This window comes from Margalitia sp. FSL K6-0131 (assembly GCF_038008735.1).
Classification (GTDB): Bacteria; Bacillota; Bacilli; order Bacillales; family Bacillaceae_C; genus Margalitia; species Margalitia shackletonii.
Map to the genome: position 1 here is coordinate 5,553,146 of NZ_JBBOZS010000001.1, position 13,789 is coordinate 5,566,934.

The 13,789-nt window shown below is 36.1% G+C and carries 15 protein-coding genes; 2 read left to right on the plus strand and 13 right to left on the minus strand.

All coding sequences use genetic code 11. The features are described from left to right. Positions 1-140: 140 nt before the first annotated feature. Both NSQ59_RS27060 and NSQ59_RS27065 read right to left on the minus strand, forming a co-directional pair. Positions 141-338: a DUF951 domain-containing protein gene (locus tag NSQ59_RS27060; protein ID WP_055741622.1), complete on the minus strand. Its 198-nt coding sequence runs from the start codon at positions 336-338 to the stop codon at positions 141-143. Between the two features lie 3 nt (positions 339-341). Beyond that, positions 342-1,241, minus strand: a complete 900-nt coding sequence (locus tag NSQ59_RS27065; RefSeq protein WP_055741623.1) for a mechanosensitive ion channel family protein — start codon at positions 1,239-1,241, stop codon at positions 342-344. A 419-nt stretch (positions 1,242-1,660) separates the two neighbouring features. Here NSQ59_RS27065 and yyaC point away from each other — a divergent pair, with 419 nt between their 5' ends. Then, complete coding sequence (gene yyaC / locus NSQ59_RS27070; RefSeq protein ID WP_055741624.1) at positions 1,661-2,284, plus strand: spore protease YyaC; 624 nt, start codon at positions 1,661-1,663, stop codon at positions 2,282-2,284. Between the two features lie 371 nt (positions 2,285-2,655). Here yyaC and NSQ59_RS27075 read toward each other — a convergent pair whose 3' ends face one another. The 11 genes from NSQ59_RS27075 to rpmH form a co-directional block, all read right to left on the minus strand. Further along, positions 2,656-3,369, minus strand: coding sequence for a DUF554 domain-containing protein (locus NSQ59_RS27075; RefSeq protein WP_055741625.1), 714 nt, complete (start codon positions 3,367-3,369; stop codon positions 2,656-2,658). 196 nt (positions 3,370-3,565) lie between these two features. Next, positions 3,566-4,429: a ParB/RepB/Spo0J family partition protein gene (locus tag NSQ59_RS27080; RefSeq protein ID WP_340833111.1), complete on the minus strand. Its 864-nt coding sequence runs from the start codon at positions 4,427-4,429 to the stop codon at positions 3,566-3,568. Continuing rightward, on the minus strand, positions 4,422-5,183 hold the full coding sequence (locus NSQ59_RS27085) for a ParA family protein (RefSeq protein WP_340833112.1): 762 nt from the start codon (positions 5,181-5,183) through the stop codon (positions 4,422-4,424). The genes NSQ59_RS27080 and NSQ59_RS27085 overlap by 8 nt, the downstream gene beginning before the upstream one ends. A gap of 233 nt (positions 5,184-5,416) precedes the next feature. Beyond that, positions 5,417-6,283, minus strand: coding sequence for a nucleoid occlusion protein (gene noc, locus NSQ59_RS27090; RefSeq protein WP_055741628.1), 867 nt, complete (start codon positions 6,281-6,283; stop codon positions 5,417-5,419). 136 nt (positions 6,284-6,419) lie between these two features. After that, complete coding sequence (gene rsmG, locus NSQ59_RS27095; RefSeq protein WP_055741629.1) at positions 6,420-7,136, minus strand: 16S rRNA (guanine(527)-N(7))-methyltransferase RsmG; 717 nt, start codon at positions 7,134-7,136, stop codon at positions 6,420-6,422. A 14-nt stretch (positions 7,137-7,150) separates the two neighbouring features. After that, positions 7,151-9,049: a tRNA uridine-5-carboxymethylaminomethyl(34) synthesis enzyme MnmG gene (gene mnmG, locus NSQ59_RS27100; protein ID WP_055741630.1), complete on the minus strand. Its 1,899-nt coding sequence runs from the start codon at positions 9,047-9,049 to the stop codon at positions 7,151-7,153. A gap of 30 nt (positions 9,050-9,079) precedes the next feature. Next, complete coding sequence (gene mnmE / locus NSQ59_RS27105; protein WP_055741631.1) at positions 9,080-10,465, minus strand: tRNA uridine-5-carboxymethylaminomethyl(34) synthesis GTPase MnmE; 1,386 nt, start codon at positions 10,463-10,465, stop codon at positions 9,080-9,082. Positions 10,466-10,722: 257 nt separating this feature from the next. Beyond that, complete coding sequence (gene jag / locus NSQ59_RS27110) at positions 10,723-11,340, minus strand: RNA-binding cell elongation regulator Jag/EloR (RefSeq protein WP_055741632.1); 618 nt, start codon at positions 11,338-11,340, stop codon at positions 10,723-10,725. After that, the gene (spoIIIJ, locus tag NSQ59_RS27115; protein WP_055741633.1) at positions 11,337-12,113 is read right to left on the minus strand and encodes a YidC family membrane integrase SpoIIIJ; all 777 of its coding nucleotides are present in this window, start codon (positions 12,111-12,113) and stop codon (positions 11,337-11,339) included. Before spoIIIJ ends, jag begins: the two co-directional genes overlap by 4 nt. After that, positions 12,110-12,487: a ribonuclease P protein component gene (rnpA, locus tag NSQ59_RS27120; protein WP_055741634.1), complete on the minus strand. Its 378-nt coding sequence runs from the start codon at positions 12,485-12,487 to the stop codon at positions 12,110-12,112. The genes spoIIIJ and rnpA overlap by 4 nt, the downstream gene beginning before the upstream one ends. Before the next feature lie 239 nt (positions 12,488-12,726). Then, the gene (rpmH, locus tag NSQ59_RS27125; RefSeq protein ID WP_055741635.1) at positions 12,727-12,861 is read right to left on the minus strand and encodes a 50S ribosomal protein L34; all 135 of its coding nucleotides are present in this window, start codon (positions 12,859-12,861) and stop codon (positions 12,727-12,729) included. Between the two features lie 598 nt (positions 12,862-13,459). Between rpmH and NSQ59_RS27130 the strand changes: the two genes are divergently transcribed. Then, positions 13,460-13,789 (plus strand): DnaA N-terminal domain-containing protein (locus tag NSQ59_RS27130; RefSeq protein ID WP_340833113.1); only part of this gene is annotated, 330 nt, incomplete at its 3' end.

Below are 13,789 nucleotides of genomic sequence, written 5' to 3' on the forward strand. Positions count from 1 at the left end.
ATTTAGGAAACACGGCGAGGGACGAGTCGATGTTGACTTATCTAAGGGAGGAAAAGGAGAAATCCACTAGCCGATAAGCGCAGTAGCTAGACGTTGACTATTTTTCATTTCATCCCTTCCAAAATAATAAAAAGCATGAATCACTCTTCATGCTTTACTAAAACTTTCTTCATTTTTCTAGAGAATTCCTTACGTGGGATCATGACACTATGACCACAGCCTTCACATTTGATCCGGATGTCCATCCCCATTCGAATGATTTTCCAGCGATTTGTTCCACATGGGTGTTGTTTTTTCATCTCGACTATATCATTCAGCCCAAATTCTTTTTGCTCCATATTCTATTCCCCCCTATGAACCCGATGATTATAATGGTCAGCATCTTCATTTCGAGAATACATAACAAGCTTTGGAAAAGGCGCTTTAATTCCGTTATTATCCAATGCCATCTTTATTTCCTTCCGCAGCATTCTTGCAATATACCAATGTCTCATTGGCTCCGTTTCTGCAATAACTCTTAACATTATATCGGAAGTGCCTAATTGTTGAACACCTAACAATTCAGGTGGATTAACTATTTCCTCATACTTATTTGACATAATTGGCAATAAATCCTCTATGACTTTTTCGGCTTTTTCAATATTGCCATCATATGGGATATTTATATCTACTACCGCAATACTATTATGAATGGAGTAGTTAGTAACCTCTGTAATTCTTCCATTAGGTAGAATATGCAATTCCCCGGTCCAGCTTTTAATCTTCGTTATTCGCAGCCCAATTTCTTCAACAGTTCCAACGTATTTTCCAATTCCAACATAATCTCCTACAGAAAATTGATCTTCAAAAATAATAAAGAAGCCGGAAATAATATCGCGCACAAGACTTTGTGCCCCAAATCCAACTGCCAATCCTACGATACCTGCCCCAGCCAATAATCCTTTTACATCAATTGTTAATAATGAAAGAATGGTAATTAATGCTACGAAATAAACGACATAGGTTACTATATTTTCAAGTAGTTTATGCAGGGTATTTTCTCTTCTCTCTGAAATACGGAGAGGCGATTTTGATCGTACTCTAAAAATATTCCGTATTGCTGCCTTTGCAATTTTAATGAAAATCTGGGCAACTACAAGAACGATGATGATTTTTAAAATAGTTTCTCCTATGTGGACCCATAAATCCTGATTAAGCAATTTAGCTGTAGCGCTAGTTAACACTTTTTCAAAATAATTCAAGAGACCACATCCTCCTGTTTACTCTCCAAATATTATTATTTTATCAGCATTTCACTTATTTTTGTATGGAAGAGACTTATTTATCCAACTACATATTATTATTGTGATATAAAAGTAGATTTCTTTACTCATTAAACTCAAATATCTCATTACTAACAATACGTATAAATATATTATTTTTCCATATTTCCCATACTCTATGTATAGAAAAATACTTTCCTCCGTATACTGTTAATACCATTAGGCTCTTTTCGTAAACTTTGTTGTTTTTTATGGTTAAATTTTATCGCTGGTATTTTTGTCTAAGGCTTTTTAAATTCGGAAAAGAACACGTCACCAATCTGTTTTTAGACTTAAAATCCTTCCGAAAAGCAACAATTTATTCGAAAACAGCCTACCATTAACAAGGGGTGGATAGTATGAATATTGGCAAAGGCCTATTTGATCGAAAAATAGAAGAAGTAAAAATTCCATATGATGATATTACTGCCAAAGGAACTGTTGCCAGGCATTTATTATCCATGCTGCCGGAAGAAATAGATGTTCCAATAATTATTGTTTGCATTGGAACCGACCGTTCAACAGGAGATTCTTTAGGACCACTTATTGGTACATTTCTTAAGGAAAAAGGAAAGTTTCCATTTCATATATATGGTACACTTGAGGACCCCATTCATGCCGTTAATTTAGAAGAAAAACTTCAGACCATTAATAATACATATGATCACCCTTTTATTATTGGGATTGATGCATGTTTAGGAAAGCTAAAAAGCGTTGGTATGATTCAAATTGGTGATGGACCGGTGAAACCCGGTGCAGGCGTAAAAAAGGAATTACCTTTTGTTGGAAACATGCATATCACTGGCATTGTGAATGTGAGTGGGTTCATGGAATTTTTTGTACTACAGAATACCCGCTTACATTTGGTTTTAAACATGGCTAAAACCATCGCGGACGGAATTTACCGAGCCAGTCTTTCCTATCGATATCAACATTCCTTATTAAAGTTAAAATGGAGTGAAAATCAAGAAAATACTATTTGATTTTTATCTATAAAAAGATACTTAGAAGATGGTTTATTTAATTTAATCCATCTTCTTTTTTTGTAAAATTTCCAATAGAAAATAAACTATAAAAATATTAATATAAAAATACAGCACAATATTTCTCTGGAAAGGTGGATTCCGGTGGCTCTCATTCATTGTCAGTGAATTTAATAACTCCGAATAGATAAAAGCTCATCGGTGTACGAATGAGTGAAAATTAGCATTGCAATTTCACCTTAGCAGTTTTGGACGCCAAATTCAGGAAAATAAGGATGCTGACTGATGATAGGGAGAAGAAGTAGAAAATCCGCTACCTGATGGCTGCTTGCGCTAGACAATATAAAAAAGGGGAGAAAAAAATTCCCCCTTTAAAAAAATAAATGATAAAAATGGATAATAGTTACAATAATTGCTACTACAAGGATTCCGGGCAATAAATTTGCTACGCGGATTTTCGTAATTCCCGTGATATTCAACCCGATGGCAAAAATCATAATTCCACCAGTTGCCGTCATCTCTTTAATAAATGAGTCCATTATTTCCTTTGGAACAAAGTGATCTATTTGAGTAGCGAAAAGTGCAATAATTCCCTCATATATAACAACTGGGATTACGGAAAAAATAACACCTATTCCTAAAGTGGTCGTAAGAATAAGCGCAGTAAAACCATCAATGATTGCCTTAGTATATAAAACATCATGATCGCCGCGAATGCCGCTATCTAATGCACCAATAATCGCCATTGCACCAATAACAAATATTAAAGTTGCATTGACAAATCCATCTGCAATACTTCCCTGGTTACTGGAGCCTATTTTCCTTTCCAGCCATTTTCCAAGTTGATTTAATTTATCCTCCAACGCCAATAATTCTCCTATAACAGCACCAAATACTAGACTTAAGATTACGATTAAAAAATTTCCGCTTTTAAATCCCATTTGTAAACCTAATACCATTACCGCTAAACCAATTGCATGCAGGACAGTCCCTTTTAATTTTTCCGGGATTCTATGTAATAGCTTACCTAACAACGATCCGACGATTATGCAAACCCCATTCACAATGGTTCCTAATAATACCATACCCTCACCCTCTTCTGCATGGCTGCTTTCATATAAATTATTTAATTTATTTTAAATCTTAAATTAGATTAGTTTCGGGGCACCTTTTCTTAAAAAGGATACCCATTCTTAAGACGACTGAAGAAGTTTATAAGATTTTTTGACAAAAGCAACAATGTTTTAGAAAAGAGCCTTTGATACAGAAAGAAACCATCCGTTAGATGGTTTCTTTTTCATTTGAGTTGTCTAATAAATCTAGAATTCTTTGCAGGTCATCTTGTGAAAAAAATTCAATTTCAATTTTGCCCTTTTTCTTTGACTGTTTAATGGTAACAGTTGTTCCAAATCTTTCTCTCAAAAATGTTTCTTGTTCCCGAATGAAAATATTTTTTTCCGCCTTTGGTTTCTTTGTTTCACGTGAAACATTTTCATTTATCTGCTGTACCAATTTTTCTAACTGGCGAACATTTAATCCGTTCTTTATAACTTCTTCTACTACTGCATGAAGCTTGTCCTTATTCTTTAACCCTAGAAGTGCACGGCCATGCCCCATCGATATCTCGCCATTTGAAATAAGATCTTGGATCTTCTTAGGGAGAACTAACAGCCTTAAGTGATTCGCAATATGAGGTCTGCTTTTACCTAGACGTTTAGCTAATTGCTCTTGTGTGAGATTTAGACGCTCCATTAGTGTATGATAGGCAGTTGCTTCTTCAATTGGAGTCAAATCCTCCCGCTGTAAATTCTCCAAAACAGCAAGTTCCATCATTTGTTGTTCATCGAGATCACGTACGACAACCGGAACTTTATCCAATTTTGCTTCTTTTGCAGCACGGTACCGTCTTTCACCTACAACAATTTCATAGCCCTTAATGCTTTTTCTTACGATGATTGGCTGTAAAATCCCATGTTGCAGAATCGATTCTTTTAATTCATCAATTGCCTCCGGCTGAAATATTTTTCGAGGCTGATACGGATTTGGCCTTAGCTCTTTCAATTTTACTTCTTGAACAGCATCATCATTTTCGACATTAACATTCGCAAATAATGCATTAATTCCTTTTCCAAGTCCTTTAGCCATTCATCGCCACTTCCTTTGCCAAATCTAAGTAGACTTCTGCTCCCCTTGATTTAGGATCATACACTATAATTGGTTCACCATGGCTAGGTGCTTCACTTAAACGAACATTACGAGGAATTATAGTTCGATAAACTTTATCTTGAAAATATTTTTTAACCTCTTCTATTACTTGAAGTCCTAAGTTGGTTCTGGCATCTAGCATTGTCAGAAGCACACCTTCAATCATTAAATCGTGATTTAAATGCTTTTGTACAAGACGTACTGTACTTAAAAGCTGGCTTAAACCTTCAAGTGCATAATATTCACATTGAACAGGAATCAAAACAGTATCAGAGGCTGTTAAAGCGTTTATTGTTAATAGACCTAATGATGGAGGACAATCAATAATGATGAAATCATAATCATCTTTTACCTCTGCTAAGGCACGTTTTAAGCGAACTTCTCTTGATATGGTCGGAACTAATTCAATTTCCGCACCGGCTAATTGAATAGTTGCAGGCACAGAAAACAATCCTTCCACTGCTGTCGGTTTTACTACGTCTTTTATTTCAACATCGTCCACTAGAACATCATAAATACATTGCTGGACATCACCCTTATCAATACCTGCCCCACTCGTTGCATTGCCTTGTGGATCTGTATCTACAAGTAATACTTTCTTCCCGATGTATGCTAAGCAGGCACCTAGGTTGACAGAGGTAGTCGTCTTACCAACGCCACCTTTTTGGTTGGCAACGGAAATAATTTTGCCCAACGGATGTCACCTACCTTCAACTTCCTATTAAATTACAATCATATTATCTATTTTAACAAAATTTCCTCTAATAGTTCGTTTTTCGTGAAAAAAATATATTTCCAAATTCATATTTTTAAAATTATCTAAGAATTAGACCCTAAAGTTACTTGTTTGTAGAGATAAATAGACCTAATATTTATGTAAAAAAAAAAGAGAAACTTACATCATAAGCTTCTACTAATCTGATAAATTTATTTATTACTTTTTGGGATCTTTATGGTTATTTGATAAAATTCATCAAACTCTTCTTCTTCTGAATCAAGCTTTATTCCGTTATCAGTCACCATTGATAATGATTGACGAATGGTATTAACTGCAATTCTCATATCTTTACTGAAGGCTTGTCTTCTCGGCTTTGGTTTTTTCTCTGGCTTATTTAGTAGCCTTACGACAGCATCCTCCGTTTGCTTTACATTTAAATTTTTGGCAATAATATCGTTTAATACCCGTATTTGTTTTTCTGGGTCTTTTAAAGGAATAAGTGCTCTTGCATGTCTTTCTGTAATTAACTTTTGTAATAATGCATCTTGAATTTCTTGTGGGAGCTTTAATAGACGCAGCTTATTGGCAACTGTCGATTGCCCTTTGCCAAGTCTTTGCGCTAATGCTTCCTGAGTTAGATTATGTAGATCCAAAAGCTTCCCATATGCGATTGCTTCTTCAATCGGCGAAAGTTCTTCGCGTTGTAAATTTTCGATTAAAGCAACGGAAGCTGTTTCGGTATCATTCAAATTTTTTACGATTGCTGGAACTGTATCCCATTCAAGCAATTGCATTGCTCTGAATCTGCGCTCACCAGCAATAATTTCGAATTGCTCAGGCTCGTATTCACGTACAACTATCGGTTGAATAATGCCATGAGTATGAATGGTACGTGCTAATTCCTGAATTTTTTCCTCGTTAAAAATCGTCCTTGGCTGGAATCGATTAGGAACAATATTTGAGATAGGAATTTTTCGAACTTCCTCTTTATCATTTTCTATTTCCGTCTCAAATTCTATCTCTACTTCTTCTTCCTTTTCGCTTACACCAAAAAAACGAGAAAAAGGATGCTTCATTTTCCTACACCACCTTTAAGAAACTCCCTACCTACTTATTCTCTATTATAAGACAAGTTCCTGCATTTTCGCGGGATATTTTTCGAGTTTTTCCAACATAATATGAAACTTCTATCGTACTATGTACCCACCACTATTATTCCAAGGGAAGTTTATTAGGTGTCCCTGGTTTACGAGGATACTTTGTTGGTGTCGATTTATCTTTTTTTACGATAATAATGTTCCGCTCACTTTCCTCGAACGGTAACGTAAAGGAATGGACCTCTTGCAGCTTTCCGCCAAGAATTTTAATGCCTTTCTGTGCAGTCTCCAGTTCCTCCTTAGCATTTGCTGCTTTCATCGCAACAAATGTTCCACCTACCTTAACCAAAGGTAAACATAGTTCACAGAGAACCGACATTCTGGCAACTGCTCTTGCAGTAACCATATCATATTTTTCACGATGTTCCTTATTTTTTGCAAAGGTTTCAGCCCTGTCATGATAAAAAAAGGTATGCTCTAGTTTTAATTCCTTTGCTAGATTGTCTAAAAACGTAATTCGCTTTTGTAAAGAATCTACAATAGAAACCTTTAAATCCGGGAAGCAAATTTTTAAAGGAATACTCGGGAAACCTGCTCCAGCACCTACATCACATAGATGAATGGGCTGATTTAGATTGACAAAAAAGGCAGCAGAAATAGAATCGAAAAAATGTTTTAAATATACATCTTCCTTATCTGTAATAGCCGTTAAATTCATTTTTTCGTTCCATTCCACTAATAACTCAAAATAACGTTCAAATTGGTGTAATTGATTGGAGGAAAGGGAAATCCCCTTTTCCTCTAGTTTTTGAACAAATTGTTCCACATTCATGTATGAATCATTCCTTATTCGTTATCTCCTGATACCTTTGCAATTTTTCCGTGTTCGATATAAACCAATAAAATAGAAATATCAGACGGGTTCACTCCGGATATTCTGGAAGCCTGTGCAATGGAGATTGGTCGTATTTTATTGAGCTTTTGACGTGCTTCTGTAGCAATACCATTGATATCATCATAATCAATATTTTCCGGTATTTTCTTATCCTCCAGCTTCTTCAAGCGTTCCACTTGTTGCAATGATTTCTCAATATAACCTTCATACTTGATTTGAATTTCTACTTGTTCCTCTATTTCCTTCGGTAACTCTTTTTCAGAAGGAACGAGCATTTTTATATGCTGATAATTCATTTCCGGGCGCTTCAGAAGGTCTGATGCACGAATACCATCCTTTAATTCGCTGCCTCCCACTTCACGGATAAGGCTTTGTGTCTCTTCATTTGGTTTGATAATAATCGAGCGAAGGCGTTCTTTTTCTTCCTCAATCGCCTCTTTTTTCGCCAAGAATTTTTGATATCTTTCCTCGGAAATGAGTCCTACTTTATATCCAATTTCCGTTAATCGCAAATCTGCATTATCATGACGAAGCAGTAATCGATACTCGGCCCTCGATGTTAATAATCGATATGGTTCATTTGTGCCTTTTGTTACTAAATCGTCTAATAATACCCCAATATAAGCATCTGATCTGCTTAAAATAATTCCTTCTTTTCCTAATGCCTTCCTTGCCGCATTAATTCCAGCCATTATTCCTTGACCAGCCGCTTCTTCATATCCTGATGTACCGTTGATTTGACCTGCAGTAAAAAGATTTTGAACAGCTTTTGTTTCTAAAGTTGGCCATAGTTGTGATGGAATAACTGCATCGTACTCAATCGCATATCCCGCTCTCATCATTTGTGCATTTTCAAGCCCTGGAACAGTTGCCAAGATTTTATGTTGAACCTCTTCCGGTAAACTAGTTGATAAGCCTTGGACATATACTTCCTCTGTATTACGGCCTTCCGGTTCTAGGAAAATTTGATGCCTTGGTTTATCGCTAAAACGGACAACTTTATCTTCAATGGATGGACAATAGCGTGCACCTGTACCTTTCACCATACCTGAAAACATCGGAGAGCGATGAAGATTTGCATCTATAATTTGATGGGTATGTTCATTCGTATAGGTCAGCCAGCAAGGCAATTGATCTGTTATATACTTTGTTGTTTCATAGCTGAACGCTCTAGGCTCCTCATCACCAGGTTGAATCTCTGTTTTACTATAATCAATCGTATGGCTGTTAACCCTTGGAGGTGTTCCAGTTTTAAAACGAACAAGATCAAATCCTAGGCTTTCAAGGTTTTCCGATAATTTTATGGAAGGTTGTTGATTATTTGGACCACTGGAATATTTCAAGTCGCCGATAATAATCTCACCGCGTAAGAATGTACCAGTTGTAAGAACAACGGTGTTAGAACGGTATACAGCACCAGTTTTGGTGATAACCCCTTTACAAGCACCATCTTCCACCACTAATTCTTCAACCATACCTTGCATTAATGTTAGATTTGGTTCATTCTCTAATGTTTTTTTCATTTCGTGTTGATATTGATGCTTATCCGCTTGGGCGCGTAATGCTTGAACCGCTGGGCCTTTACCTGTATTTAACATTCTCATTTGAATATATGTTTTATCAATATTTCTTCCCATTTCGCCGCCTAATGCATCGATTTCTCTTACGACGACACCTTTGGCAGGTCCGCCAATCGATGGGTTACAAGGCATATAGGCAACCATGTCAAGATTAATCGTAATCATTAATGTTTTGGCGCCAATTCTTGCAGATGCTAATCCCGCTTCACATCCTGCATGTCCGGCACCGACGACAATGACATCATATTGTCCTGCTTCATACTGTTGCATAATGGATTTCCCTCCTTACATCATCCATCTCTATTTTCCTAAACAAAATTGTGAAAAAAGCTGATTTATTAAGCCATCTTGAACACTATCGCCTATTATTTCACCAAGTAAATCCCATGTACGTGTTAAATCAATTTGAATAATATCAATTGGAGTTCCGATTTCGATTCCATTGATTACATCTTCAATAGCTTGTAGTGCCTGGCTAATTAACGCAATGTGACGACTGTTAGAAACATAGGTCATATCCTGTGCTTCGATAGATCCTTGAAAATACATAGCAGCAATTGCCTCTTCCAGCTCATCCACACCCTTATCCTCTAATAAGGATGTAGTAACAATCCTATGGTCCTTTGCAAGTTCCTTTACCTTTTCCATATCTATCTTTTGCTCTAAATCTGTCTTATTAATAATAACAATAACGTCCATCCCTTGAACGGCTTCAAAAAGCTGCTCATCCTCTTTTGTTAATTCATCCGCGAAATTTAAGACGAGGAGAATTAAATCGGCCTCTTTTAACACTTTTCTGGATCGCTCTACACCAATTCGCTCTACAATATCCTCTGTTTCGCGAATTCCAGCTGTATCCACTAATCGGAGCGGGACACCACGTACATTTACATACTCTTCTATCACATCACGTGTTGTACCGGGAATATCCGTTACAATTGCTTTATTTTCCTGAACAAAACTATTTAATAAGGATGACTTCCCTACATTTGGCCTACCAATAATAACAGTAGAAAGCCCTTCTCGCAATATTTTCCCCTGATGGGAAGTTTGTAATAATTTTTTTAACTCGTCCCGAATATAATGTGCTTTTTCCTTTAACATTTTGTGTGTCATTTCTTCTACATCATCATACTCCGGATAGTCGATATTAACCTCTACATGTGCGACTACTTCTAATATTTCTTGACGCAGCTTTTTAATGAGCTTTGATAATCTTCCTTCCATTTGCCCAATGGCCACATTCATTGCCCGATCGGTCTTCGCTCTTATTAAGTCCATTACTGCCTCAGCCTGTGATAAATCAATCCGTCCATTTAAAAAGGCTCTCTTCGTAAACTCACCTGGTTCTGCAAGTCTTGCACCAGAATATAATATTAGTTGTAAAACCCGATTTACAGACACAAGGCCGCCATGACAATTAATTTCCACTACATTTTCCCTTGTAAAGGTTTTTGGTGCCCTCATCACACTGACCATGACTTCTTCAATTACTTCATCTGTTCTCGAATCCACTATGTGACCGTAATGGATAGTATGGGAAGGAACATCCTTAAGCCTTTTTCCGTTAACACCTCTAAATACTTTATCAGCGATCATGATGGCATCATCACCGCTTAACCGAACAATTGCAATAGCTCCTTCTCCCATCGGAGTCGATATAGCTGTAATTGTATCTAGCTCCATTCACCTTCACCTCATTTCAAAAGAATTTTATACCTATATATTTAAAGAATGGAGTGCGTTCGTATTTATCCACAAAAAAAGAATTCAATGATTTCTATTTTAACTTATCCACATGTGAATAACAATAAATCTATACGAAAAGCGGAAACGTCTGTTCATCGACGTACAAACAGGAGGGCTTCGACGCAAGATGTAGAAACCTACCAGTTTTATGGTACAAAAAAAAGCTCTATGCTGCCCAAGCAGCAAAGAGCTTTTTACTTTGGAGATATAACCAGATATCTGTTCGGCTCAACACCTTCAGAATAGGTTTCTATTTGATCATTATTTGCTAAATGGCTATGAATAATTTTCCTTTCAAATGAAGGCATTGGTTCTAATTTTATTGGGCGTTTTGTACGAAGCGCTTTGTAAGATAACTTCCCGGCCAGTTGAATAAGTGCCTGTTCACGCCTTTCACGATAATCCTCCACATTTAAGGTAATCGTAAAATATTGATTTGTATATCGGTTTGAAACAAGCTGGGTTAAATATTGAAGAGAATTTAATGTCTGCCCCCTTTTTCCAATAAGCAAGGCCATTTTCTCTCCAGATAATTTAAATTCAACTAATCGTCCATCTTGTACAACCTCTATCTTTGGATGGACTCCTAATTCCTTTGTTACAGCAAGCAAATATTTTTTTGCCTCTTCAATCGGATCCGGTTTCACTTGAACATGTACAGTAGCCGGTTTTGCACCAAATAATCCAAATAACCCTTTTTTTCCTTCATCAATGACACGGACATGAATGCGATCTTTTGTTGTGTTTAATTCTCTAAGAGCTGACTCGACTGCTTCTTCGACACTTTGTCCTGTAGCAGTAACTTCTTTCACCTTTTAGCTCCCCCCGATTTCCCAATAGTCGCTACTTCCTTTTTCATTTCTGGACCTTTTATAAAATAGGTCTGAATGATCATAAAAATGTTCCCGACAATCCAATACAATGGCAATGCCGATGGAAGATTCCAAGCTATTACAATAATCATGACAGGCATTACCCACAACATAACCGCCATTTGAGGATTTTGAGTTTGCGGTCCGGCCATCATGATCTTTTGCTGAATAAAAGTGGTGATACCTGCCAGAATAGCCAATACATAATCATTTGCTCCTAAATCAAACCAAAGGAAAGAAGAATCCCTAATATCAGGTGTACGATTAATAGCATGATAAAATCCGTATAAAATAGGCATTTGAATAACCAATGGCAGACATCCAGCTAAAGGGTTGACCTTATACTTTTGAAAAAGCTGCATGGTTTCTTGCTGGAGCTTTTGTTGTGTTGTGGCATCCTTTGAACTATACTTTTTTCTTAATTCCTGTAATTCTGGTTGAAGAATTTGCATTGCTTTAGAGCTTTTCGTTTGCTTAATCATTAAAGGTAAAATAACAAGACGAATTAAAATAGTAACAACAATAATCGATAATCCAAAGCTATTTCCAAATAAATGGGCTACCTTTATAATAAGCAGGGATAACGGATAAACAATATACTCATTCCAGAGCCCCTTACTCTCTGGAGTGATATCCTTATTAAATTCTGTACACCCTGCTAAAACTGAAATTAACCCGATAAGTAAAGCTGCAAGGAATAATTTCTTCTTCAATCCAACAGTTCCCCCCTATTTTTCTTAAAATATTCTCCCTTAATTACTTTTGCTATTTTTAGTACATGTTCTAAGCTTTTTTTCACTTCATGGAAATTCATTTCGGCCGCTGGTTTCCTAGCGATAATCACATAATCATATTCGCTCTCTATGTATGGGTACATCTCGTGAAATGCCTGGCGAATATATCTCTTTATTTCAACTCGTTTTACTGCCTTGCCAATTTTTTTACTTACTGATAAACCTATTCGGAAGTTTTTTTGATTTTCCTTCTTTAATATGTAAATAACAAATTGCCTATTAGCAAATGATTTTCCTTTTTTAAACACATATTGAAACTCTATGTTCTTTTTTATCCGATGCGCTTTGTTCATTTTCATCACCTGCATTTCAAAGGAAATTACACTTCCGCTTTTCGTTTTGTCTAGCTTCAGCGCCTATCGACTTGCAAACTTCCGGTCTCCTCCCTACGATAAGTCAACATCAGCTCGTGGACTACCTCCCTGTGTTTCCTTTATCTCAGTAGAAGCCCTACAGTTTGTACGTCGATGATCAAGGCGCTTCCGCTTTTCGTTTTTTATTTAAAAAAAAACCACTGAGACGTTTCAGTGGTCTAAGCTGATAATACTTTTCTTCCTTTACGACGACGGCTAGCTAAGACTTTACGTCCATTTTTTGAGCTCATTCGTGCACGGAATCCGTGAACTTTGCTTCTTTTACGTGCATTTGGTTGATATGTTCTTTTCATTCTATGACACCTCCTTCGAGGATAACATTTATTTCAGTAAAAGACAGTCCTTACAATTATAAAGATGAAGTAGAGCAATTGTCAACTGGTTGTTCCATTACCAAATTTTATCCCTTTTTTCGTAAAACAATAGTGTTGTGGATAAAATTTTCGACATTTTTTCTTATCCACAACATTTATTGACATGTTTTGAACAAATTATTTTCTTGTTAATAAATTTTTTCCACATAGTCTTGGTGTTGTGGATAATTTACAAATAGCATTGCGCCATCAATCATTATTTGATATGATAAATGTGTTTTCACTCTGAATACATCTTTTATTAAAATACATTTATCCACAGATGTGAATAACTTGTGGATAGTTTATATACAACGCTTGAATAAACTTGTCCACAAACAGTGAATAATGTCGAAATCTGTTTTTCTTTCCTTATTATATGTTTTTCCACAATGAATACAGTTGCATAATTATTAATCTATTATTTTTATAATAAAACAGTGTTACGTTCGATAAGAAATAAGAAAAGTAGATTTACATGAGACAGGCCATGCAAGCATTGTAATAACAAAATTAGTAGTTAAGGGAGGGTATGGTGTTGGAAAATATAACTGATCTTTGGAATAAAGCATTGTCGATTATTGAAGAAAAGATCAGTAAGCCTAGTTTTGAAACTTGGCTAAAATCAACGAAGGCTCATTCATTAAAGGGTGATACATTTATTGTCTCTGTACCAAATGACTTTGCCAGGGATTGGCTTGAAGGAAGATATGTACCTCTAATTTCAGGAGTTCTATATGATATTACTGGTGAAGAGCTTTCTGTAAAATTTATTATTCCGCAAAACCAAGAGGATCAAGATTTCCAAATTCCTATTTCTAAGCAAAAGAAATTAATAAATGAAGAACCCACTGAATCAAACCAAAAT